This is a genomic window from Bacillus sp. YKCMOAS1, assembly GCF_030268125.1.
GTDB classification, from domain to species: Bacteria; Bacillota; Bacilli; order Bacillales; family Bacillaceae; genus Bacillus; species Bacillus safensis.
The window spans coordinates 149,563-172,649 of record NZ_BSEI01000004.1; the positions used below are offsets into that span (position 1 = coordinate 149,563).

Genomic DNA, 23,087 nt, shown 5'->3' on the forward strand with positions numbered 1-23,087 from the left:
ATGCCGGCTTTTTTGTTTGCCTTCATCTGCTGAAAGAAAAGACAAATTGCTATTAAAAGCCTCCTGCCCTTATAATGAAACATAGATGAAAACGCTGAAAACAAAAAGGGTGAACGGGATTGGCGACAAAGCATGAGCAAATTTTATCGTATATTGATTCATTAGATGTCGGGGAGAAAATTTCTGTCCGGCGCATAGCGAAAGAAATGAAAGTGAGTGAAGGCACCGCTTACCGGGCCATCAAAGATGCTGAAAATAAAGGATTCGTCAGTACCATTGAACGAGTCGGCACCATTCGAATTGAACAGAAGAAAAAAGAAAATATTGAAAAACTGACATATGCAGAAGTGGTTAATGTCATTGATGGACAGGTGCTTGGAGGACGAGCAGGCTTACATAAAACGTTAAATAAATTTGTCATCGGAGCGATGGAGCTGGATGCGATGATGCGCTATACGGCAGCTGGCAACCTTCTCATCGTCGGAAACCGGATCAATGCCCATAAGCAGGCATTAGAGGCAGGGGCGGCTGTGCTGGTCACAGGCGGATTCTCAACAGATGATGAAATTATTCAGCTCGCAGATGAGCTAGAGCTGCCAATTTTATCAACAAGCTACGATACATTTACCGTAGCGGCTCTCATTAACAGAGCCATTTATGACCAATTAATTAAAAAAGAGATTGTACTGGTGGAAGATATTTTAACACCGATAGAACGGACGGTGTATTTATCACCAGAGGATAAGCTTGAAAAATGGTATGAAAAGAATTATGAAACTGGCCACGGACGTTTCCCGGTCGCAGATGATCAAATGAAGATTCACGGAATTCTCACCTCAAAGGATATTGCGGGGCATGACCGCTCCACACCGATTGAAAAGGTGATGACGAAAAATCCGCTGACGGTTATTGGCAAGACATCTGTCGCCTCAGCTGCACAAATGATGGTGTGGGAAGGCATTGAGGTGCTGCCAGTTGTGGATGATCATGCGAAGCTGATCGGGATGATCAGCCGTCAGGATGTGCTCAAGGCGCTCCAAATGATTCAAAAGCAGCCGCAGGTCGGAGAAAAGCTGGATGATGTTGTCTCAAGAGGGTTTAAAGAAACTGATACAGAAAAACCAAAAGCAGATGCGGTTTATCAATATGAGGTCACCCCGCAAATGACGAACCAGCTTGGAAACATTTCATATGGGGTGTTCACACAAATTTTAATCGAATCAGCCAACCGCTTCTTAAAATCTCATAAAAAGGGCGAGCTGATCGTCGAGAGTCTCTCTGTCTACTTCTTAAAACCGGTCCAAATGGAATCCACAATCCAGATCAAGCCGAATATTTTAGAAGTAGGACGCAAGTTTGGGAAGCTGGAAGTCGAGGTGTACCATCAATCGAATATCGTAGGAAAAGCGATGCTGATGGTGCAGCTGATGGAGAGGGGATAATGATAAAAAGGGCGAACCCATGTCGCCCCTTTCCTTATTACGCGTGATCCTTTTCGCCTTCTTTTAAAAAGAGCGGAAGGTAATGCTTGTAGGCTTTATACCCAGCCCACGTACTGCCGATACCGACAGCAACAAAAATAAATCCGATGACAAATGCGAGTGACGAGCGGTTTAAAAATAATTGATTCACACCGAAAAGCAGGACAAAGCAGCCAAGGGCCATACTGGATTTCGCCGACCAGAATTTTTTCTCAACTGGCCGGTTCGTACGGACATTTTTCGCTTTGTAGTATAAATAAAACATGGCAGAACAAATAATAAACACAATCAAAACAAGCATGTGCCAAGCCTCCATTGTAAGTGGTTACAACCCTATTTTAAACGTAAATAGGCTTGCTTACTAGAATAAATTGTCTATTCCTCACTTTTCCGTCACGATAGATTATGATTTAATAATAAAAAGAGTATCGCATGAGAAGGAGTTTTTATGAAAAAAGAACTGATTAGAACCATATCATTATATGACACCATCATCATTCATAGACATGTAAGACCAGATCCTGATGCGTATGGATCGCAGTGCGGCCTTACGGAAATCTTGCGTGCCACCTATCCAGAAAAAAATATTTATGCGACAGGAACCCCTGAGCCATCCCTTTCATTTTTATATGAACTCGATGAGATACCAGACGACGTGTATAAAGGGGCCCTTGTCATTGTCTGTGATACGGCCAATCAAGCAAGAATTGATGATCAGCGCTATTTAATGGGCGATAAGCTGATGAAAATCGACCATCACCCGAATGAAGATCCTTATGGTGATTTGCTTTGGGTAGATACAGAGGCAAGCTCTGTGAGCGAGATGATTTATGAATTGTACTTAGAGGGGAAAGAAGAAGGATATCAGCTGAATACAAAGGCGGCTGAATTGATCTATGCCGGCATTGTAGGAGACACAGGCCGCTTCCTTTTCCCAAACACAACGAAAAAGACACTCAAATATGCAGGGGAACTTATCGAATATCCGTTTTCATCTTCAGATCTTTTCAATCAATTGTATGAGACAGATTTGAATGTCGTGAAATTAAATGGTTATATTTTTCAACATATTTCTTTGTCAGAGAACGGGGTTGCATCTGTGTTCATTAAGCGTGAAATTTTGGAATCGTTCCAAACAACAGCGCAGCAGGCCTCACAGCTTGTTGGGACACTAGGAAATATTGCAGGCATTAAGGCATGGGTCTTTTTTGTGGAAGAAAACGATCAGATTCGTGTCAGATTCCGCTCTAAAGGTGTCGTCATTAACACCATTGCGAAAAAATATCATGGAGGCGGCCACCCTCTTGCAGCCGGTGCGTCCATTTATGATTGGGCCGTAGCAGATGAGATTTTGCGTGATTTAGAAGAAGTATGTAAATCATCATCATAAGAGAGGAGGGATATGAAGTCCCTTCTCTCTTTTTTTGTCATGGAGAAAAGGGTTACTTGCACACAGGGATAAACCAGCAGCCGATGTCTGTTGAATCTTCATAGGCTTGGAGATTTTGATGCTTTAATTCTTTTTTAATTAAATGAGCCATCATTTCTGTCTCAGCATAAGCACACATGCCGTCTTTGATCCGGCTTGCTTTGTCTCGTGCCATTTGACGATAGCTGTAAACCTCCATTGTCCTCACCTCTTTCTATTTAAGATCTCGTTCTACTTTTAGTGTATAAAAATGAAGCGTGAAAAGCGATCATTGAGGGCAGAAATTCATAAAAATTCCACAACCTGTTTATTCAGCAAATGAAATACGTACTTCAAGTGAAAGCTTCGTATAAATTGTCAGCTCTGTCACTTTCGCTCGGTATGCCTTTTCCCGAATCGTATATTCTTTATTTTCCACTGTCCGTTTTAGTAATTCCTTTGTTTTATAGACACTTTCGATATCCTTTGTAATGACTTCTGAGATATCCTCCTTGACCTGATCTTCAAACTTTAGCGTATCTGGCTCTGGGATTTTATATTGCTCACGATTCACGAGATGAACATCTACGCTTTGGATCAGCAGCCGCTTCTTATTATCCTCATTTAACTTATGCAAATCTTCCCGATAGAGTGTGATTTGTTCCTTCAAACTGTCCATATGATGCTGCTGGCTTCTCAGCAGTGTTACTTGCTTTTCCTGAAAGGTTCCGTATGTAAAGAGAAAAATGAGCCAGCTTACAATCGCACCAAACATCATTCCTGCAAAAAAACGCTGCCAGCCTGGGCGTTTATACAGCTCCGGCACCCTCATGATGACACATGCTCCTGGGTGAGCCACGTAATAATGAGATACCCCGTTTGTGCGCCGCCCATGGCAGAGATAATTAATAAAATCTGCTTGAAAATATCACGCGTGTTTCCTTCGAAAATGCCTCGTTCAAAGCTATAAACAGCATCAAATGTTCCGCCGATAGCGGCGACAAGCGCCCAAATCTTTAAACGGTTGGCAAGACTAGTAATAATGGATAAAGGCGGCTGACCAGATAAATACGCACCAACACCGCCTATGATAGCACCACCCAAAATGACCCCAAGGGCGATAAAATAACAGCTGATAAAATTCGGAATAAAAGCTTCCTTCACATCCATTTTGTCCACCTCACTCTATTCAATATATGGTGTGTGCTGGACAAGTATGAACGGACAGAAAAGAAAGAACATTTGTTTCTCATCGCATCGCGTTTTATAATGAAAGAATGACTTTAGACGAAAGGAGTGGATTTAGCATGTCTTATGTTCATCTTCAGGTCCACAGTGGATACAGCTTGTTAAGCAGTGCAGCTAAAGTAAAGGAGCTTGTACTGAAAGCAAAAGAACTTGGCTGCAAGGCGCTCGCTCTTACCGATGACCATGTGATGTATGGAACGGTTGAATTTTATAAGGAATGTAAAAAACATGGCATCAAGCCGGTTATCGGTTTAACAGCTTCTGTCTTCATAGATGAACAAGAGACAGAGGCTTATCCCTTGGTACTCCTTGCAAAAAACAACGAAGGCTATCAAAACCTGATCAAAATCAGCAGTGTGCTGAAATCAAAATCAAAAGCCGGACTGAAAGAAAAATGGCTCAAAAGCTATCATCGCGGGCTCATTGCGATCACACCAGGCGCATCTGGGTATATTGAAACGCTTTTGCAGCATGATCAAATAGAAGAAGCACGTGAAGCCACCAAACAATTAAAGCATATATTCGGCGAGGGTCATGTGTACATCGCACTTCAGCCATTTCAGCAGGACGAATCGCTCACCAGCAAACTGCGGGATGTCTCACAAAGTGTGGACATACCTCTTGTTGCGACGGGGGATGTTCACTACATCAATCGAGAGGATAAAATGGCTTATACGTGTTTAAAGGCTATTAAAGCAGGGGATCAGCTTTCAGAGATAGAGGAAGACCGAGGAGAAAAGCATTTCAGATCCTTTGAAGAAATGTTGGAATGGTATAGAGATGATCGAGAGCTGCTGACAAGAACGGTGGAGATTGCAGACCGCTGCGAGGTCGATTTAAATCTTGGGCAGACAAAACTTCCATCCTATCCAACTCCTGATCAATCAACAGCTGATCAGTTTTTACGCAGAGTGTGCGCAGAAGGTATGAAGCAAAGAAAGATTGCTTCACATGACACGTATGTCAAAAGACTTGAATATGAACTGAGCATTATCCAAAAAATGAATTTCAGTGATTATTTTCTCATTGTGTGGGATTTTATGAAGTATGCGCATGACAGAGGGATTGTCACAGGCCCTGGACGGGGATCAGCAGCGGGTTCACTTGTTGCATATGTTCTGTTTATTACGGATGTCGATCCGATCCGTCACGGTCTTTTATTTGAGCGCTTCTTAAATCCAGAGCGAATCAGTATGCCAGATATTGATATTGATTTCCCCGACACGAGAAGAGACGAAATCATTTCTTATGTAAAAGACAAATACGGAGACATGCATGTGGCGCAAATTGTCACCTTTGGGACACTTGCAGCAAAGGCTGCTTTAAGGGATGTTGGACGTGTGATGGGAATCGATTCAAAAGCAGCGGATCGTCTTGCCAAGCTGATTCCATCAAAGCCAGGAACGACACTGAAAGAAGCGGTGACTGCATCTCCTGAATTAAAAACGATGCTTCAGCAATCTGAAGAGCTTCGAAAGGTCTTCCAAACTGCTTTAAAGGTAGAAGGCTTACCGAGACACACTTCTACACATGCAGCTGGCGTTGTGCTGAGCGAAGAGCCGCTGACAGAGGTCGTTCCGATTCAAGACGGCCATGAAGGTGTGTATTTAACGCAGTATGCCATGAATTATTTAGAAGATCTCGGACTTTTAAAGATGGACTTCTTAGGGCTCAGAAACTTAACATTAATTGAATCCATTAAAAACCAGATTGAAAGACAGGAAAACGTCCACATTAACTTTAGTGACATTTCATATGAGGATCAGAAAACGTTTGAATTGTTATCTGCGGGCGATACAACTGGAATATTCCAGCTTGAATCACAGGGAATGCGTCAGGTGCTGAGACGCCTGAAGCCGTCTAGTTTAGAAGATATCGTAGCGGTCAATGCCCTCTATCGTCCAGGTCCAATGGAAAATATCCCGCTTTTTATCGACCGAAAGCATGGCAGAGTCAAGGTCTCCTACCCTCATCCTGATTTGTATGACATATTAAAGGATACATATGGGGTCATCGTCTATCAGGAGCAAATCATGCTGATTGCAGCGAAGATGGCTGGTTTTCAGCTGGGCGAGGCTGATCTATTAAGAAGAGCTGTTTCGAAGAAGGATAAAAAGGTCCTTGATGAAGAGCGAAGCCATTTTGTTGAAGGATGCCTAAAAAAGGAGTATCCTGTTAACATTGCAAATGACGTTTATGACTTAATCGTCAAATTTGCAAACTATGGTTTTAATAGAAGCCATGCTGTTGCATATAGCATGATTGGCTTTCAGCTTGCTTATTTAAAAGCGCATTATCCGTTATATTTTATGTGCGGTCTTTTAACGAGTGTAATTGGAAATGAAGACAAAATTGCTCAATATTTCTATGAGGCGAAGGAAAAAGGGATATCTGTGTTGAAGCCTTCTATTAATAAGAGTGAGTTTCCATTTACGGTTGAAAAAGGGGAGATCCGCTACAGCTTAAGAGCGATCAAAAATGTCGGAGTGTCAGCTGTAAAGGATATATACAGGGCAAGACAGGAAAAGCCGTTTGAAGATTTATTTGATTTTTGCGCAAGAGTATCACCAAAGAGTGTCAATCGAAAAACGATTGAAGCGCTCATTTTTTCAGGGGCGATGGATGAGTTTTATCCCAATCGTGCTTCGTTATTAGCATCGATAGATATTGCGTTAGACCACGTGTCATTTTTAAATCCAGAGGATCAGCTGGACTTTCTTGGGGATACAACCTTCTCCATTAAGCCAAAATATGCGGAGATAGAAGAAATGCCGCTTGTTGACCTCCTGCAATTTGAAAAAGAGGCACTCGGGTTATATTTATCAAATCACCCAGTACAAGCATACCGAGAACGCTTAAGAGAGAATGGTGCAGTGGAAATCATCAGACTTTCTTCCTATATTAAGCGGAAGATTTCAATGGGTGGTCTTTTGACAAAAGTGAAATCGATTCGGACAAAAAATGGACAATCGATGGCATTTGTTACATTTGGGGATGAAACGGGAGAAATGGAAGGCGTCGTCTTTCCAGAGCAATTTAGAAAGCTGTCCCCCTTACTTGAGGAGGGCACCATGCTTTATGTGGAAGGCAGAGTAGAGATCAGAAATGACAGCAGTCAAATCATCGTGCAAGAAGCTGCTTTGCTTGAAGAGATGGACGTAAAAAGAAAAGAGTCTGTCTACATTCGAGTGAAAGAAGAGAATCATACGCAGGAGCTGCTAGAGCAAGTAAAACGAGTCCTCTCGATGCACAGCGGAGAAGCAGATGTCTATTTGTATTATGAGAAGCAAAAAAAGACGATGAGACTTCCAGATGCATACAAAGTTCATGCAGATCATGCTGTGATTTTCCAGTTAAAAGAGCTGCTCGGTGAACAAAACGTTGTGATTAAATGATGACAAATCGCCTGAATATGTTTTACAAATTCACCTATTGTGTTATCATTTTAAAGATTCTGTGTATTTAAAACTGCCAGTATGTGCTTATCAATTTAGCAAATCATTAAATCATTTTCCACTTGAAGGAGTGTTCATCACATGTCATTAAGAGAAGAAGCATTACATATGCACAAAGAGAATCAAGGCAAACTCGAATCAAAATCAAAAGTACAAGTGAAAAATGCAAAAGACTTGAGCTTGGCTTATTCACCTGGTGTTGCAGAACCATGTAAAGATATTTATGACGACACAAGCAAAGTGTATGATTATACAATGAAAGGCAATATGGTCGCTGTTGTCACAGACGGAAGCGCTGTTTTAGGGCTTGGAAATATTGGTGCAGAAGCATCTCTTCCAGTAATGGAAGGGAAAGCCGTATTATTCAAAAGCTTTGCAGGCGTAGATGCCTTCCCAATCGCGCTTGCAACGAACGATGTAGACAAAATCGTTGAAACAGTGAAGCTTCTTGAGCCGACTTTTGGCGGTGTGAACCTTGAAGATATTGCAGCTCCTAACTGCTTTATCATTGAAGAGCGCTTGAAAAAAGAGACAAACATTCCAGTTTTCCACGATGATCAACACGGAACAGCCATTGTGACAGTAGCAGGACTAGTGAATGCACTGAAGCTTTCTGGAAAATCTATGTCTTCAATCAAAGTAGTGGCAAACGGCGCCGGGGCAGCAGGAATTGCGATTATCAAACTTCTTTATCATTTCGGTGTACGTGATATCATTATGTGTGATACGAAAGGTGCCATTTACGAAGGCCGCCCGAATGGTATGAATGCAGTGAAAAACGAAGTAGCTAAATTCACGAACCAAGACCGCAAAGAAGGTTCATTAGAAGAAGTCATTGAAGGCGCAGATGTCTTTATCGGGGTTTCTGTAGCAGGCGCTTTAACAAAAGAAATGGTTGGAAAAATGGCAAAAGATCCTGTCATCTTTGCTATGGCTAATCCAAATCCAGAGATTATGCCAGAAGATGCACATGCAGCAGGTGCAAGTGTTGTAGGAACTGGCCGTTCTGACTTCCCGAACCAAGTGAACAACGTACTGGCATTCCCAGGAATTTTCCGCGGAGCATTAGATGTACGTGCAACTCACATTAACGAAGAAATGAAAATCGCAGCTGTTGAAGCGATAGCGTCTCTTGTTTCAGATGAGGAATTGTCAGCTGAATATGTCATCCCTGCACCATTTGATGCACGCGTGGCACCAGCGGTAGCAAAAGCTGTGGCAAAAGCAGCAATGGAAACTGGCGTTGCAAGAATCAAAGTCGACCCAGAAGCGGTCGCTGAAAAAACAAGAAAATTAACGATTATCGGCGAATAATTAACTGGAAAAGTGTGCACGTTTTTTCTGAAATTGGAGGAAAAACGTGCAACATTTCCTCTCTTACGCGAAAAATTTTTCATCCGGAATGAGATTTTTTTGTAGACGTTCACAATTCAAACATATCAACTGCTCAGCGCCCCAAACACCTACTCATTTCTCATCAATTCCCCACTGAAAAAATTGAATGAAGGATGACAGCGTTTGACAAAAAAAGTACAATAGTTTCGGTACAGTTATGACATGTCCTATAATAGTGGATGTGCGTGTAAAGAAAAAACCCTTCAAAAAGGGAGGTAGTCATTTGTCAATCAAGGATATTTTCAGTAAAAAGAAAAAATATGCATCTGTACCCTCTGAACAGGCAAGCCAAGATGTGCCTGAAGGCATCATGACCAAATGTCCGCAATGTAAAAAAATAATGCTCACCAAAGAACTAGATAAAAATTTACGTGTTTGCATGAATTGCGGCAGACATTTGCAAATGAATGCAAAACAGCGTATCGAAAGCCTTGTAGATGAAGGCACATTTGAAGAATTTAACGGGCACCTCATTTCAGCAAACCCGCTCGGTTTCCCAGGCTATGAAGAAAAGCTTGAGAAAGACAGAGAAAAAACATCTTTGAATGAAGCCATTGTCACAGGTAAAGGTGAGATTGAAGGCCAAAGTGCTGTCATTGCTGTCATGGATGCCACGTTCCGTATGGGCAGCATGGGATCGGTTGTTGGTGAAAAGATCACACTGGCGATCGAGAAAGCAAAAGCGGACAAGGTGCCGTTTATTATCTTTACTGCATCTGGTGGAGCGAGAATGCAAGAGGGAATTCTCAGTCTGATGCAGATGGCAAAAACAAGTTCAGCATTAAAACTGTTCAGCGAAGATAAAGGGTTGATTATCTCTGTGATGACGAACCCAACAACTGGCGGTGTATCAGCTAGTTTTGCGTCTCTCGGTGATTACAACTTTGCAGAACCGGGTGCTTTAATTGGTTTTGCAGGCCGCAGAATCATCGAACAAACGATTCGTGAAGACCTGCCAGAGGACTTCCAAACGGCTGAATTTTTAATGAAGCATGGACAGCTTGATGCTGTCATCCATCGTGCAGAAATGAAAGAAACACTAGGCCGAATCTTAGCGCTACACAGCACAGGAGGTGAACGAGAGTGGCTGGAGAACTAGAATTTGAAAAACCTGTCATTGAACTTCGAGCGAAAATTGATGAACTGAAAAAGTTCACACAAAACTCAGAAATGGATTTAAGTGCAGAAATTGAGCGCCTTGAAACACGTCTGAGCAAGCTTGAAGCAGACATTTATACAAATTTAAAGCCGTGGGACAGAGTGCAGATTGCTCGGCATGCGATGCGCCCAACAACTCTCGATTACATTCAAGAGCTGTTTGACAATTTTTTCGAATGTCACGGCGACCGTTTTTATGGTGATGATGAAGCGATCGTTGGAGGAATTGCCACGTTTAAAGGGCTTCCTGTCACTGTTATTGGCCATCAGCGCGGTAAAGATACAAAAGAAAACTTGCGCCGTAATTTCGGAATGCCTCATCCAGAAGGCTACCGTAAAGCGCTGCGTTTGATGAAACAAGCAGATAAATTTAATCGCCCTATCATTTGCTTTATTGATACAAAAGGAGCTTATCCTGGTAAAGCAGCTGAAGAACGCGGACAAAGTGAAGCAATTGCGAAAAACCTATTCGAAATGGCAGGACTTCGTGTACCAGTTGTCTGTATTGTCATTGGAGAAGGCGGAAGCGGCGGCGCACTAGGCTTAGGCGTAGGAAACCACCTATTCATGCTAGAAAACTCAACGTATTCAGTGATTTCACCTGAAGGTGCAGCAGCACTGCTCTGGAAGGATTCATCACTTGCGAAAAAAGCTGCAGAATCAATGAAAATTACCGCTCCAGACCTAAAAGAATTAGATATTATAGATGATGTTATTAAAGAAGTGCAAGGTGGAGCACATCGAGACGTGAAACAACAAGCAGCCTACATGGAAAATGTATTAAAACAATCACTTACATCTTTGCTCAAACTAACACCTGAAGAACTAGTCGAACAAAGATATGAAAAATACAAAGCAATCGGGAAAGTATCGATTGAAAATCAATATATTGGGGTAAACTAAATAAACGTACAGCCTTTTTGGCTGGCGTTTATTTTTTTTCATCTTTTTTCATGAAAACCGACCTTATGTAAGCGCTATTTGAAAATAATTTTCTTTTGTTTTCATAAAATTTGAAACGTCTGAAAACCTTGATATGATAAGGTTTATAGCACTTGTCTCTACAGATTTCAGAGAGATTTGCTTTCACGACGTTCTTAACTTTTGTTTAAAAACGGTTTATTTAATTGTATAATAAGTACGGTTTTAGAAATTCGTATTGAAAACATCCAAATTTGCTCATGATTGTTTTCAAGCAGTGGAAATGGTATGTTTAATTCATATATGGTCTCTGAGGTGAAAAAGATGAAGCGTATAGGAGTTTTAACAAGCGGTGGGGATTCCCCAGGAATGAATGCAGCTGTGCGCGCAGTTGTAAGGAAAGCAATTTACCATAATGTTGAAGTTTACGGTATTTATAATGGATATTCAGGTCTAATTAACGGTAAAATTGAGAAACTCGAAATAGGTTCAGTAGGCGATATCATTCATCGTGGAGGAACAAAACTTTACACGGCAAGATGTCCTGAATTCAAGACAGTTGAAGGTCGTGAAAAGGGAATTGAAAACTTAAAAATATTCGGTATTGAAGGACTTGTAGTCATTGGTGGAGACGGGTCATTTATGGGAGCGAAGAAATTAACAGAGCTCGGTTTTCCATGTGTAGGTGTCCCTGGCACGATTGACAACGATATTCCAGGTACTGATTTCACTATTGGCTTTGATACAGCACTGAATACTGTCATTGATGCCATTGATAAAATTCGTGATACAGCCACATCTCATGAACGTACATACGTAGTGGAAGTAATGGGAAGACATGCTGGTGATATTGCCCTTTGGTCAGGTCTTGCGGGCGGAGCCGAATCTATTTTGATTCCTGAAGCAGACTATGACATGGACGAAATTATTGCTAGGTTAAGAAGAGGTCACGAGCGCGGCAAGAAGCATAGTATTATTATCGTTGCAGAAGGCGTAGGCAGCGGTGTTGAATTTGGTAAGCGGATTGAAGAGGAGACAAGCCTTGAAACACGTGTATCTGTCTTAGGACATATTCAGCGCGGAGGTTCTCCGAGTGCATTTGACCGTGTACTGGCAAGCCGTTTAGGAGCATACGCAGTCGAGCTTCTCCTTGAAGGAAAAGGCGGACGCTGTGTAGGCATTCAAAGCAATGAACTTGTCCATCATGATATTTTAGAAATCTTAGATAAAAAACATACAGTCGATAAAAATATGTACCGACTTTCACAAGAGCTCTCTATATAAAACGAGAAGACCTTAGGAGGAACAGTAATGAGAAAGACAAAAATCGTTTGTACAATCGGTCCAGCAAGTGAAAGCATTGAAAAGCTGACTGAATTGATTGAAGCAGGAATGAATGTAGCCAGACTAAACTTCTCCCACGGAGATTTTGAAGAGCATGGTGCACGCATTGAAAACATACGTAAAGCAGGTAAAACATTAGGCAAGGACATTGCGATCCTTCTAGATACAAAAGGTCCAGAGATCCGTACACGTACAGTTGAAAACGGCTCAATTGAGCTAGTCGCTGGTGCTGATCTTATCGTGAGTATGGAAGACATTGTTGGAAATACGGAAAAAATTAGTGTGACGTACGAAGATTTAATTCATGATGTAGAAGTAGGCTCAACGATTCTATTAGATGATGGTCTGATTGGTTTAGAAGTAAAAGAAATTAACATGGACCGCAAAGAAATCGTCACTAAAGTCATGAATACAGGCACACTCAAAAACAAAAAAGGTGTCAACATACCTGGCGTCAGTGTGAACCTGCCAGGTATTACAGAAAAGGATGCCAATGATATTCTGTTTGGAATTGAACAAGGCGTCGATTTCATCGCAGCTTCTTTTGTTAGACGAGCTTCTGATGTTCTTGAAATTCGTGAGCTCCTTGAAAAGAACAATGCGACTGATATTCAAATCATTCCTAAGATTGAAAACCAAGAGGGTGTTGATAACATCGACGAGATCCTTGAGGTATCTGACGGTTTAATGGTTGCGCGTGGAGATCTTGGTGTAGAGATCCCGGCAGAAGAAGTACCGCTTGTTCAAAAAATGCTGATCAAAAAATGCAATCGTTTAGGCAAGCCTGTCATCACAGCGACTCAAATGCTGGACAGCATGCAGCGTAACCCCCGTCCAACCCGCGCGGAAGCAAGTGACGTGGCAAATGCTATTTTTGACGGTACAGATGCGATTATGCTTTCTGGTGAAACAGCAGCAGGAACATATCCAGTAGAAGCTGTACAAACGATGCATAACATTGCATCACGTTCAGAAGAAGCACTAAACTATAAAGCAATTCTTTCCCGCAGAAGCGAAGAAGTAGAAGTCAGCATTACAGATGCGATCGGTCAATCTGTTGCACATACAGCAATGAAGCTTGATGTGGCAGCAATTGTGACGCCTACGGAAAGCGGACATACAGCAAGAATGATTTCAAAATATAGACCAAAAGCACCAATCGTAGCAGTTACAGCAAACGAATCAGTGGCAAGAAAGCTTTCACTCGTATTCGGTGTATTTGCAAAGAGCGGATCAAAAACGACGTCTACTGATGAAATGCTTGAGAATGCAGTAGAAAAGTCAATTGAAACAGGCTATGTAAGACACGGCGATTTAATCGTCATTACAGCAGGTGTGCCAGTTGGTGAAACAGGTACGACGAACTTAATGAAAGTATATGTTGTCGGTGACATCATTGCGAAAGGTCAAGGTATTGGCCGTAAATCTGCATTTGGACCGGTTGTGATTGCACAAAGCGGAAAAGAAGCAGAAGAAAAAATGTACGATGGTGCGATCCTAGTCGCAAACTGCACAGATCGTGATATGATGGGAGCTTTAGAAAAAGCATCTGCCCTTATCACAGAAGAAGGCGGTTTAACAAGCCATGCAGCTGTTGTTGGATTAAGCCTAGGCATTCCAGTAATTGTTGGTCTTGACAGCGCAACAACACTATTAAAAGAAGGCGAAGAGATTACAGTAGATCCAGCACGCGGAGCGATCTACAAAGGCCGTGCAAGCGTCCTTTAAATCATCCAAGAGGGGAGTTGTCTGACTCCTCTCTTTTTTTATGTTACACTAAAAAAAGTAAACAGCTTTTGATGAAAGATACCCCATGAGGTGATATGGTTGAAGAAATATTTTCTACTATTATTAATTCTGTTCCCTGCGGTGGAAATTAGTTTATTTTTAATCTCAAGTAAAATCATTGGCATTTTGCCAACGATGTTGCTCATCGTGCTGACAAGTGCATTAGGTGCTTATTTCGCAAGAAAACAAGGAATAGAAGCCTTCCAAAAAGTACAGCGAGATTTACAATATGGCAAGATGCCAGGGGGAGCGATTGTCGATGGTTTTTGTATTCTGATTGGTGGTCTGCTGCTGCTCATTCCAGGCTTCTTATCGGATCTCATTGGGGCTTTGCTGCTCATTCCGGTAACGAGAAAGGGAATTAAGCCGCTCTTTGAACGCTGGCTTAGAAACTTGTCTAATCGCAACCGCTATACAATTATTCGCTAAAGAGACCTTCAGCCTAGGTCTCTTTTATTTTTGCATGCCATACCGAATGTACTCAAAAATATCTCTGAAAACTCCTGCATTACGGAATGCCTGCCACACGACAAGTGAAGCAGGGCCAATCACAAGTCCAAGAAAACCAAACCATTTTAACCCGACAAATAGCGCCACAAGCGTTGCTAAAGGATTAAGTCCGATGGATTTGCTTAAGACTTTTGGCTCTGATATTTGTCTTTGAATGAGGACAACAATATACAAAATGCCCAGTCCAATAGCGAGTGAAAGATTTCCTGTCATAGCAGAATAAATGATCCACGGTAGGAAAACAGTGCCGCTCCCGATATATGGAAGTAAATCGACAAACCCAATACATAAAGCAATCACAAGGGCATGCTCGACTTTTAAAATGATGAGTCCAATCAATACAATGCCAATCGTCATGGCCACAAGCAGAAGCTGAGCTTTCATAAAGCCGGTAATGGCTTTTTTGATTTCAGATAAAATGGCGCGTGTATGCTGCATCCATTTTGCGGGAAAGATACGTGAGCCATATGTTTTTAACGTAAACCAATCTTTCGTGATAAAAAAAGTTGCCAGAGCAGAAAATAACAATGTTGCTGCTGCATCAGGCAAAAGACCTAAAAAAGCCGGAATAAGCTCGAGTGTTTTTGAAAGAAAAGTCCCGATTTTTGCGGCAGCTTCATCACCGAGTGCTTGAATTTGTCCCAAAATCGATTCCTTTTGACCTGCTTGAAGCGTATTAAATTGGGCTGTGACATCATGATATAAAGGCAGAATTTTATCTGTGAAAAATTGCTCTACAATACCAATCAATTGATCAAGATGGCCAGGCAGCACTTTTGCCAAATAAGCACTCCCTGAAATGATTTCAGCCACTAAAAGCGTCATGAAGCCGGCGGCTGCGACTAAAAAGAGCAACAGTACAATGACCACAACAAGTCCTCTTGGCATCCCGGTAATCTCTTCAATTTTGCAGACGGCAGGGTGAATCAAACAAGACACAATAAGGGCGATCCAAAAAGGATATAAAAACGGAAAAGACTGATATAAAAAGACAACAGCAAAAACAGCAATGCTGATTATCATCAAACTTCGCAGAAAAATGGCCACATAGGCGTGATTCACACAATCCCCTCCAAAAAACAAGCATGTCCGATACTTCATTTTATTCAAAAAGATTAGTAATATGAAAAGGTCGCAATAAAAAGAAAGAAAGGAGCGGCGTATGTTTACTCAAGCAAATTTATTTTTGGTACTTTTACTCGTTATTGCACTTATTGCAAAAAACAATTCGTTAATTTTAGCGGTCTCTGTACTGATCGCAATTAAGCTGGTTGGTCTGGATCAAAAAATTTTCCCGGTTCTCCAATCTAAAGGCATTAATTGGGGAGTGACCGTTATTACCATTGCTGTGCTAGTCCCGATTGCAACAGGTGACATTGGATTTAAGCAGCTTGGAGAAGCGATGAAATCTTCCTATGCTTGGATAGCACTTGGAGCGGGTATATTAGTAGCATTAATTGCAAAAAACGGGATTGTGCTACTCGAAAATGATCCGCATATTACGGCAGCGCTTGTGTTCGGTACCATTTTGGCAGTCAGCTTATTTAAAGGGGTGGCTGTTGGACCGCTCATCGGGGCAGGAATTGCTTATTTGGCGATGCAGGCTGTGAAATTTTTCAGCGGGTGAAAAAGAGAGTGGTTTCTGCCACTTTCTTTTTTAAATTTTTTCTTGCGTGAGCTTTTGCAAAAAAACATAATTAAATATATTAAAAGAAGCAAATTCCCTTTATTCCATGCCTGATATGGGAGACTGGAAAAAAAAATATCAAAAAAAATTATAGTTAAACATTTAACAAATGTCTGATTATTGTTTATAATGGGAATAGGCTTAATTTTGAACTCATTGATCATACAAGAGATATGAGGCTAAAAGCGCTCTAACCGTATAGGTAAATGTAAGCATTTTCTTTTTAGAAACTGCCATCTTATTCGGATTGGATAGCGCTTTCAAAAAGTGAGAATTCTGCAACGAAGGGGAATCTTTTTAAAAAGGGGAGATTGAACATGACAGCAACAAGAGGTCTTGAAGGTATCGTGGCAACAACTTCATCCGTAAGCTCAATTATTGATGATACTCTTACTTATGTAGGGTACAATATCGATGATTTAACTGAAAAAGCTACATTCGAAGAAATTGTCTACCTGTTATGGCACTTAAAGCTGCCGAATGAGCAGGAGCTGAGTGAATTAAAACAGCAGCTCAATGAAAATGCTCAGATTCCGCAAGAAATCATTGAGCATTTTAAATCTTATTCGCTCGATGGGGTTCATCCAATGTCTGCGATTCGTACAGCAGTATCCTTACTAGGTTTACTAGATGACGAATCAGAGATTATGGACAAAGAAGCGAATTACAGAAAGGCAATTCGCTTACAGGCGAAAATTTCTGGACTAGTCGCTGCGTTTTCACGCATTCGCAAAGGACTTGAGCCTGTACAGCCAAAAGAAGAATACAGCTATGCTGCAAACTTCTTGTATATGCTAAATGGCGAAGAGCCATCACCAGTAGAAATTGAAGCCATTGATAAGGCGCTTATTCTACATGCGGATCATGAATTAAACGCATCGACATTTACAGCACGTGTATGTGTTGCTACACTATCAGATATCTACTCTGGTGTGACAGCGGCTATCGGTGCGCTGAAAGGACCGCTTCATGGCGGCGCTAATGAAGGCGTGATGAAGATGCTTTCAGAAATTGGCGAAGTTGAAAACGTAGATTCCTATATTCATGGTAAGCTAGAGAAGAAAGAAAAAATTATGGGCTTTGGCCACCGTGTATACCGCCAAGGTGACCCGCGTGCAAAGCATCTAAAAGAAATGAGCCAGCGTTTAACAAACCTCACTGGCGAGCCGAAATGGTATGAAATGTCTGTTCGCGCAGAGGAAATCGTGACATCAGAGAAAAATCTTCCACCAAATGTTGATTTTTATTCTGCATCTGTATATCACAGTCTTGGCATTGATCATGACTTGTTTACACCAATTTTCGTGATCAGCCGATTCTCTGGATGGATTGCTCATATTCTAGAGCAATATGACAACAACCGACTCATCCGTCCAAGAGCTGATTACATTGGACCTGATCTTCAAACCTTTGTTCCGATCAGTGAAAGAGACTAATGTTTATAGAATAAGCGGGGGCTGATTTCAAAAGGCTAATCAGCCTCCATATCAACATCAACAAAAAACGAATCACGTGAAAAACTTTTTTGCTTGCAGACATCAAGCCAAGAAGTTTCAAATATTCACTACATAACCTGGGAGGTAATATCATTGTCACAAGGCGAAAAAATTACAGTTACTGGCGGCGTATTGAATGTACCAAATAATCCAATCATCCCGTTTATCGAAGGGGACGGAATCGGTCCTGACATTTGGAAAGCAGCATCAAGAGTACTTGAAGCAGCTGTAGAAAAAGCATATAAAGGTGAAAAGCAAATCACTTGGAAAGAAGTATATGCAGGTGAGAAAGCTTACAATAAAACTGGAGAGTGGCTTCCTGAGCAAACGCTTGAAGACATTCGTGAATACTTAATTGCCATTAAAGGACCACTAACAACACCAATTGGCGGAGGAATCCGTTCATTAAACGTGGCACTTAGACAAGAGCTTGATTTATTCACATGCTTACGTCCAGTTCGCTGGTTCAAAGGCGTACCTTCTCCTGTCAAACGTCCAGAAGACACAGATATGGTGATCTTCCGTGAGAACACAGAAGATATCTATGCTGGTATTGAGTATGCAAAAGGTTCAGACGAAGTGAAGAAGTTAATTGACTTCTTGAAAAACGAATTAGGTGTGAACAAAATCCGTTTCCCAGAAACGTCAGGTATCGGAATCAAGCCAGTTTCTGAAGAGGGAACATCCCGTCTTGTCAGAGCGGCTATCCAATATGCAATTGACCAAGGCCGTAAATCTGTGACGCTTGTTCACAAAGGAAACATCATGAAATTTACAGAAGGTGCCTTCAAAAACTGGGGCTACGAAGTGGCTGAAAAAGAGTTTGGCGACAAAGTCTTTACATGGGCACAATATGATCGTATTGTAGAACAAGATGGAAAAGATGCGGCAAACAAAGCGCAAAGTGAAGCAGAAGCTGCTGGCAAAATCATTGTCAAAGACAGCATTGCAGATATTTTCCTTCAACAAATCCTAACTCGTCCAGCTGAGTTCGATGTTGTGGCTACAATGAACTTAAATGGAGATTACATCTCTGATGCACTTGCAGCACAAGTTGGTGGAATTGGTATCGCACCAGGAGCGAACATCAACTACGAAACAGGACACGCTATTTTTGAAGCGACTCACGGAACAGCACCAAAATATGCTGGTCTTGATAAAGTGAATCCATCTTCTGTTCTTCTATCAGGCGTGCTTTTACTTGAGCACCTTGGCTGGCAGGAAGCAGCTGATCTAGTGATTCAATCTGTTGAAAAAACAATTGCATCTAAAGTCGTCACTTACGATTTTGCTAGATTAATGGATGGCGCAACAGAAGTAAAATGTTCTGAGTTTGCTGACGAGCTCATCAAAAACTTGTCTTGATTCTTAAACTTTAAAGTTAAAGGGGAAAAAGGAAATGGCAAACAAGCGTAAAAAAGTATCTGTCATCGGAGCAGGTTTTACTGGAGCAACTACAGCATTTTTAACAGCTCAAAAAGAATTAGCGGATGTCGTCTTAGTTGATATACCGCAGCTTGAGAACCCAACAAAAGGGAAAGCTCTTGATATGCTGGAAGCAAGCCCTGTTCAAGGCTTCGATGCGAACATTACAGGCACTTCTAACTACGAAGATACAGCCGGTTCTGATGTCGTGGTCATTACGGCAGGAATTGCAAGAAAGCCGGGAATGAGCCGTGACGATCTCGTGTCAACAAATGAAAAAATCATGCGCAGCGTGACACGCGAAATCGTTAAATATTCTCCAGAAGCCATTATTGTTGTGTTAACAAACCCTGTTGATGCAATGACATATGCAGTTTATAAAGAATCAGGATTACCAAAAGAAAAAGTCATTGGACAATCGGGTATTCTTGATACAGCACGTTTCCGTACGTTTGTTGCTCAAGAATTAAACCTATCTGTCAAAGATGTGACGGGCTTTGTCCTTGGTGGACATGGCGATGACATGGTTCCGCTTGTTCGTTACTCTTATGCAGGCGGTATCCCGCTTGAAACATTGATTCCAAAAGATCGAATTGATGCGATTGTTGAAAGAACAAGAAAAGGCGGCGGCGAAATCGTGAACCTATTAGGTAACGGTAGTGCCTATTATGCACCTGCTGCTTCACTTGTAGAAATGGTTGAGGCGATTCTAAAAGATCAGCGCCGCGTGATCCCAACGATTGCATACCTTGAAGGTGAATATGGCTACGAAGGCATTTACCTTGGTGTACCAACAATCGTAGGTGGAAACGGCCTTGAGCAGATCATTGAGCTTGAGCTGACAGAAGAAGAAAGAAGTCAGCTTGACCGTTCTGTTGAATCTGTTAAGAACGTCATGAAAGTATTGTCTTAATATGAAAAAAAGAAGGCTTCTCTTATGAGGGGCCTTCTTTTTGTTTACAAAACAAATCTTGTCGAAATTTTAAATTGTCCTCTTGTTAAGCTTTCGTTAAAATGAAAGAGAAAGCATGACTTCTCGCTTTTCACATAAGATACAAAAAAACGGATGCAGGGGAAATCACTAATTGGAGGCACAACATGAATAAAAAAATATTAGTTGTGGATGATGAAGAATCGATTGTAACACTTCTAAGCTATAACCTTGAAAGGGCGGGCTATGATGTCGTCACAGCAAGAGATGGGGAAGAAGCGCTTGAAAAAGCAGCAAGTGAACAGCCTGATCTCATTGTATTAGATTTAATGCTTCCGAAGATGGACGGCATTGAAGTGTGCAAACAACTGAGAATTCAAAAAATGATGTTCCCTATTTTAATGCTGACAGCAAAGGACGATGAATTTGATAAGGTGCTCGGCCTTGAACTTGGAGCCGATGATTACATGACAAAGCCATTCAGTCCTAGAGAAGTGGGTGCTCGGGTAAAAGCCATCTTAAGAAGAGCGCAGCAATCTCAGCCTGCCCCCACGCAAGAGGACAAGGAAGAGGTCATTGCAGACCAAATCAAAATTGGTGAACTGCGCATTTTACCAGAACACTACGAAGTCTACTTCCAAGAAGAACGTCTAGAGCTTACGCCGAAGGAATTTGAACTGCTGCTTTATTTGGCCAAGCATAAAGGACGTGTCCTCACACGTGATCTGCTGCTAAGTGCCGTTTGGAATTATGACTTTGCAGGAGACACTCGTATTGTGGATGTACACATCAGCCACTTGCGGGACAAAATTGAAAAGAATACGAAAAAACCAACATACATTAAAACCATTCGCGGCTTAGGCTACAAATTGGAGGAGCCAAAGCCAAATGAGTAAAATAAGAACCCGCCTGTTTTCGGGACTTATTTTTCTCCTTTTTATTGTGTTTGTTGCACTTGGCCTTTTCTTGGATCACATGTTCCATGTTTTTTATGAAACAAAATTAACGGAACGAATGGAAAATGAATCGAGCTTTCTTCTTTCTTCCATGGATGGTGATGATCTGCAGGCGAAGCAAAACAAGGAGATCCTCAATCAGGCAAAGCAGCATCTCGATATGAATGCGTCAATTGTGGATCTGAAGGGGAATATCATACATACAACGGGTCAAGCGGAGCAAAGGGGCATCATTCAAAACACACTGAACAATGAACGGCTTCAAACAAAAGGCGTCGTCATTGAGGATGAGAAGGATGCACTGTTTCATTACGCAGTCCCTATTCTGAAACAAAACGAACCGGCAGGCTATTTATTTCTCCATGCGTCATTCCAGCCTTTAAATGAAATTGACGGCCAGCTTTGGCTCGCATTAGCCGTTTGTCTTGGCTCGGCGATTATTATCATCGTTTTCTTTGGATACCGCATGTCAATGAAATATGTAAAACCGATAGATTATGCCACAAAGGTAGCCAAACAGCTGGAACGCGGGAACTATGATACCAATCATTATGAAGAGCTGATCATTGAAACAAGCGAGCTTAATACATCAATGAAGCGTCTGGCAGAAAGCCTTCAAGAAATGACAAGCACTGGGGAAATGCAGCGGGACCGTCTGCAAACAGTCATTGAAAACATCGGTGCAGGAATTATTTTGATTGATAAGATGGGGTATATCAACCTAGTCAATCGAACCTTCCGCAAGCAGTTTAAGGTGCAAAAGCACATTTACATGCACAAGCTGTATCATGAAGCATTTACACATGACGAAATTATTGAACTGATTGATGAAATTTTTATGACAGAAACGAAGGTGCGAAAGTTTTTACGCCTAGCCGTTGACATTGAACGGCGCTACTTCCAAGTGGATGGTGTCCCGATTTTAAGTACAGACGATGAATGGAAAGGAATTGTCCTTGTGTTTCATGACGTGACAGAAACAAAGCAGCTCGAGCAGATGCGAAAAGATTTTGTCGCCAATGTGTCTCATGAATTAAAGACACCGATTACGTCGATTAAAGGATTCTCCGAAACCCTTCTTGATGGAGCGATTGATGACAAAGAAGCGCTGACACAATTCCTTTCCATCATTCTAAAAGAGAGTGTCCGACTCGAAACTCTCATTCAAGATTTACTCGATCTTTCCAAAATCGAGCAGCAGCATTTCAAACTAAATATTCAAGACGCCAATGCGTCAGAAATCATTCAAGAGATTGAAGTCCTTTTAAAACAAAAGGCTGCGGAAAAAGGTATTCAATTACAAGTGCGTATCCCGAAAGAGCCTGTCTATGTGATGGCAGATCCGCTGAGATTAAAGCAAATCTTCCTCAATCTCGTCAACAATGCCCTTACCTATACACCAGAGGGAGGGAGTGTCACTATTTCGGCAAGACCGCGGAAAGGCGCCTATGAATTTGATGTAGCAGATACAGGAATCGGCATGAAGAAAAGAGAGATTCCAAGAATATTTGAGAGATTTTATCGAATTGATAAAGATAGAAGTAGAAATTCAGGCGGAACAGGACTTGGTCTTGCGATTGTCAAACACCTTGTGGAGGCGCATGAAGGGACGATTTCAGTCCATAGCAAACAAGGGAAAGGAACGACTTTTACAGTGAGCCTGAAATCAAAATAGGGAAAAAAGGAATGTCACGTTAAAATTTACATGATCTTTACAATGGATTCATGTTTAGTTAAACAATCATTGGTAGGATGAATAGGAACCCCTTCATCCAAGGAGCCAATTTTGTAAGGACGAAAACACTTGTTGTTTTCGTCCCTTTTTTTATGCAGGTTCGACTATTTTCTTTTCAAAATAAACTTTGATAAAATGAAGATACAATG

20 protein-coding genes are annotated in these 23,087 nt (G+C 41.5%); 15 read left to right on the top strand and 5 right to left on the bottom strand.

Annotated elements, in window-relative coordinates; genetic code table 11:
* Nucleotides 1-119 precede the first annotated feature (119 nt).
* On the top strand, nucleotides 120-1,442 hold the full coding sequence (locus QSJ46_RS13380; protein WP_039180580.1) for a CBS domain-containing protein: 1,323 nt from the start codon (nucleotides 120-122) through the stop codon (nucleotides 1,440-1,442).
* Between the two features lie 37 nt (nucleotides 1,443-1,479).
* Here the strand turns inward: QSJ46_RS13380 and QSJ46_RS13385 are convergent, their stop codons facing one another.
* Nucleotides 1,480-1,782, bottom strand: coding sequence for a YtpI family protein (locus QSJ46_RS13385; protein ID WP_003216665.1), 303 nt, complete (start codon nucleotides 1,780-1,782; stop codon nucleotides 1,480-1,482).
* Nucleotides 1,783-1,929: 147 nt separating this feature from the next.
* On the opposite strand from QSJ46_RS13385, the gene QSJ46_RS13390 reads away from it, so the two are divergent.
* Complete coding sequence (locus QSJ46_RS13390; RefSeq protein WP_059374777.1) at nucleotides 1,930-2,871, top strand: DHH family phosphoesterase; 942 nt, start codon at nucleotides 1,930-1,932, stop codon at nucleotides 2,869-2,871.
* 52 nt (nucleotides 2,872-2,923) lie between these two features.
* On the opposite strand, the gene QSJ46_RS13395 is transcribed toward QSJ46_RS13390, so the two are convergent.
* The 3 genes from QSJ46_RS13395 to ytrH form a co-directional block, all read right to left on the bottom strand.
* Entirely contained in the window at nucleotides 2,924-3,109 is a 186-nt protein-coding gene (locus QSJ46_RS13395) for a YtzJ family protein (protein ID WP_003216400.1), read from the bottom strand.
* 108 nt (nucleotides 3,110-3,217) lie between these two features.
* Nucleotides 3,218-3,721 (bottom strand): sporulation membrane protein YtrI, encoded by a 504-nt coding sequence (gene ytrI / locus QSJ46_RS13400; protein WP_003216226.1) that lies wholly within the window; start codon nucleotides 3,719-3,721, stop codon nucleotides 3,218-3,220.
* The gene (gene ytrH / locus QSJ46_RS13405) at nucleotides 3,718-4,059 is read right to left on the bottom strand and encodes a sporulation membrane protein YtrH (RefSeq protein ID WP_024424798.1); all 342 of its coding nucleotides are present in this window, start codon (nucleotides 4,057-4,059) and stop codon (nucleotides 3,718-3,720) included. Before ytrH ends, ytrI begins: the two co-directional genes overlap by 4 nt.
* 137 nt (nucleotides 4,060-4,196) lie before the next feature.
* On the opposite strand from ytrH, the gene dnaE reads away from it, so the two are divergent.
* The 7 genes from dnaE (at nucleotide 4,197) to QSJ46_RS13440 (ending at nucleotide 14,627) form a co-directional block, all read left to right on the top strand.
* Nucleotides 4,197-7,532: a DNA polymerase III subunit alpha gene (gene dnaE, locus QSJ46_RS13410; protein ID WP_107163240.1), complete on the top strand. Its 3,336-nt coding sequence runs from the start codon at nucleotides 4,197-4,199 to the stop codon at nucleotides 7,530-7,532.
* A 141-nt stretch (nucleotides 7,533-7,673) separates the two neighbouring features.
* Nucleotides 7,674-8,906 (top strand): NADP-dependent malic enzyme, encoded by a 1,233-nt coding sequence (gene ystJ, locus QSJ46_RS13415; RefSeq protein WP_025092260.1) that lies wholly within the window; start codon nucleotides 7,674-7,676, stop codon nucleotides 8,904-8,906.
* 304 nt (nucleotides 8,907-9,210) lie between these two features.
* The gene (gene accD, locus QSJ46_RS13420) at nucleotides 9,211-10,086 is read left to right on the top strand and encodes an acetyl-CoA carboxylase, carboxyltransferase subunit beta (RefSeq protein ID WP_285604840.1); all 876 of its coding nucleotides are present in this window, start codon (nucleotides 9,211-9,213) and stop codon (nucleotides 10,084-10,086) included.
* Nucleotides 10,071-11,048: an acetyl-CoA carboxylase carboxyl transferase subunit alpha gene (gene accA, locus QSJ46_RS13425; RefSeq protein WP_039180569.1), complete on the top strand. Its 978-nt coding sequence runs from the start codon at nucleotides 10,071-10,073 to the stop codon at nucleotides 11,046-11,048. The genes accD and accA overlap by 16 nt, the downstream gene beginning before the upstream one ends.
* A gap of 342 nt (nucleotides 11,049-11,390) precedes the next feature.
* Nucleotides 11,391-12,350 (top strand): 6-phosphofructokinase, encoded by a 960-nt coding sequence (gene pfkA, locus QSJ46_RS13430; protein WP_285604841.1) that lies wholly within the window; start codon nucleotides 11,391-11,393, stop codon nucleotides 12,348-12,350.
* Between the two features lie 27 nt (nucleotides 12,351-12,377).
* Nucleotides 12,378-14,138 (top strand): pyruvate kinase, encoded by a 1,761-nt coding sequence (gene pyk / locus QSJ46_RS13435; RefSeq protein ID WP_041086588.1) that lies wholly within the window; start codon nucleotides 12,378-12,380, stop codon nucleotides 14,136-14,138.
* Between the two features lie 99 nt (nucleotides 14,139-14,237).
* Nucleotides 14,238-14,627, top strand: a complete 390-nt coding sequence (locus QSJ46_RS13440) for an FxsA family protein (protein WP_039180564.1) — start codon at nucleotides 14,238-14,240, stop codon at nucleotides 14,625-14,627.
* Between the two features lie 24 nt (nucleotides 14,628-14,651).
* On the opposite strand, the gene ytvI is transcribed toward QSJ46_RS13440, so the two are convergent.
* Nucleotides 14,652-15,770, bottom strand: coding sequence for a sporulation integral membrane protein YtvI (gene ytvI / locus QSJ46_RS13445; RefSeq protein WP_047202656.1), 1,119 nt, complete (start codon nucleotides 15,768-15,770; stop codon nucleotides 14,652-14,654).
* Nucleotides 15,771-15,870: 100 nt separating this feature from the next.
* Between ytvI and QSJ46_RS13450 the strand changes: the two genes are divergently transcribed.
* From QSJ46_RS13450 to pnpS, 6 genes are all read left to right on the top strand, one after another.
* A complete protein-coding gene (locus QSJ46_RS13450) occupies nucleotides 15,871-16,335 on the top strand; it encodes a DUF441 domain-containing protein (RefSeq protein WP_047202655.1) in 465 nt (154 codons plus the stop codon).
* Nucleotides 16,336-16,712: 377 nt separating this feature from the next.
* Nucleotides 16,713-17,831: a citrate synthase gene (citZ, locus tag QSJ46_RS13455; protein WP_024424790.1), complete on the top strand. Its 1,119-nt coding sequence runs from the start codon at nucleotides 16,713-16,715 to the stop codon at nucleotides 17,829-17,831.
* A gap of 153 nt (nucleotides 17,832-17,984) precedes the next feature.
* Nucleotides 17,985-19,256, top strand: a complete 1,272-nt coding sequence (gene icd, locus QSJ46_RS13460) for an NADP-dependent isocitrate dehydrogenase (RefSeq protein ID WP_024424789.1) — start codon at nucleotides 17,985-17,987, stop codon at nucleotides 19,254-19,256.
* A 34-nt stretch (nucleotides 19,257-19,290) separates the two neighbouring features.
* Entirely contained in the window at nucleotides 19,291-20,229 is a 939-nt protein-coding gene (gene mdh, locus QSJ46_RS13465) for a malate dehydrogenase (RefSeq protein WP_008356047.1), read from the top strand.
* 185 nt (nucleotides 20,230-20,414) lie between these two features.
* Entirely contained in the window at nucleotides 20,415-21,143 is a 729-nt protein-coding gene (locus QSJ46_RS13470) for a response regulator transcription factor (protein ID WP_039180559.1), read from the top strand.
* Entirely contained in the window at nucleotides 21,136-22,878 is a 1,743-nt protein-coding gene (gene pnpS, locus QSJ46_RS13475) for a two-component system histidine kinase PnpS (protein WP_058838291.1), read from the top strand. The genes QSJ46_RS13470 and pnpS overlap by 8 nt, the downstream gene beginning before the upstream one ends.
* Nucleotides 22,879-23,087 lie beyond the last annotated feature (209 nt).

Excerpts from the sequence above, each read along its gene's own strand:
- mdh (WP_008356047.1), top strand. The coding sequence starts at position 19,291 with ATGGCAAACAAGCGTAAAAAAGTATCTGTCATCGGAGCAGGTTTTACT.
- ystJ (WP_025092260.1), top strand. The coding sequence starts at position 7,674 with ATGTCATTAAGAGAAGAAGCATTACATATGCACAAAGAGAATCAAGGC.
- ytrH (WP_024424798.1), bottom strand. The coding sequence starts at position 4,059 with ATGGATGTGAAGGAAGCTTTTATTCCGAATTTTATCAGCTGTTATTTT.
- QSJ46_RS13385 (WP_003216665.1), bottom strand. The coding sequence starts at position 1,782 with ATGCTTGTTTTGATTGTGTTTATTATTTGTTCTGCCATGTTTTATTTA.
- pfkA (WP_285604841.1), top strand. The coding sequence starts at position 11,391 with ATGAAGCGTATAGGAGTTTTAACAAGCGGTGGGGATTCCCCAGGAATG.
- ytrI (WP_003216226.1), bottom strand. The coding sequence starts at position 3,721 with ATGAGGGTGCCGGAGCTGTATAAACGCCCAGGCTGGCAGCGTTTTTTT.
- QSJ46_RS13390 (WP_059374777.1), top strand. The coding sequence starts at position 1,930 with ATGAAAAAAGAACTGATTAGAACCATATCATTATATGACACCATCATC.
- pnpS (WP_058838291.1), top strand. The coding sequence starts at position 21,136 with ATGAGTAAAATAAGAACCCGCCTGTTTTCGGGACTTATTTTTCTCCTT.
- QSJ46_RS13395 (WP_003216400.1), bottom strand. The coding sequence starts at position 3,109 with ATGGAGGTTTACAGCTATCGTCAAATGGCACGAGACAAAGCAAGCCGG.
- dnaE (WP_107163240.1), top strand. The coding sequence starts at position 4,197 with ATGTCTTATGTTCATCTTCAGGTCCACAGTGGATACAGCTTGTTAAGC.
- citZ (WP_024424790.1), top strand. The coding sequence starts at position 16,713 with ATGACAGCAACAAGAGGTCTTGAAGGTATCGTGGCAACAACTTCATCC.
- QSJ46_RS13450 (WP_047202655.1), top strand. The coding sequence starts at position 15,871 with ATGTTTACTCAAGCAAATTTATTTTTGGTACTTTTACTCGTTATTGCA.
- pyk (WP_041086588.1), top strand. The coding sequence starts at position 12,378 with ATGAGAAAGACAAAAATCGTTTGTACAATCGGTCCAGCAAGTGAAAGC.
- QSJ46_RS13470 (WP_039180559.1), top strand. The coding sequence starts at position 20,415 with ATGAATAAAAAAATATTAGTTGTGGATGATGAAGAATCGATTGTAACA.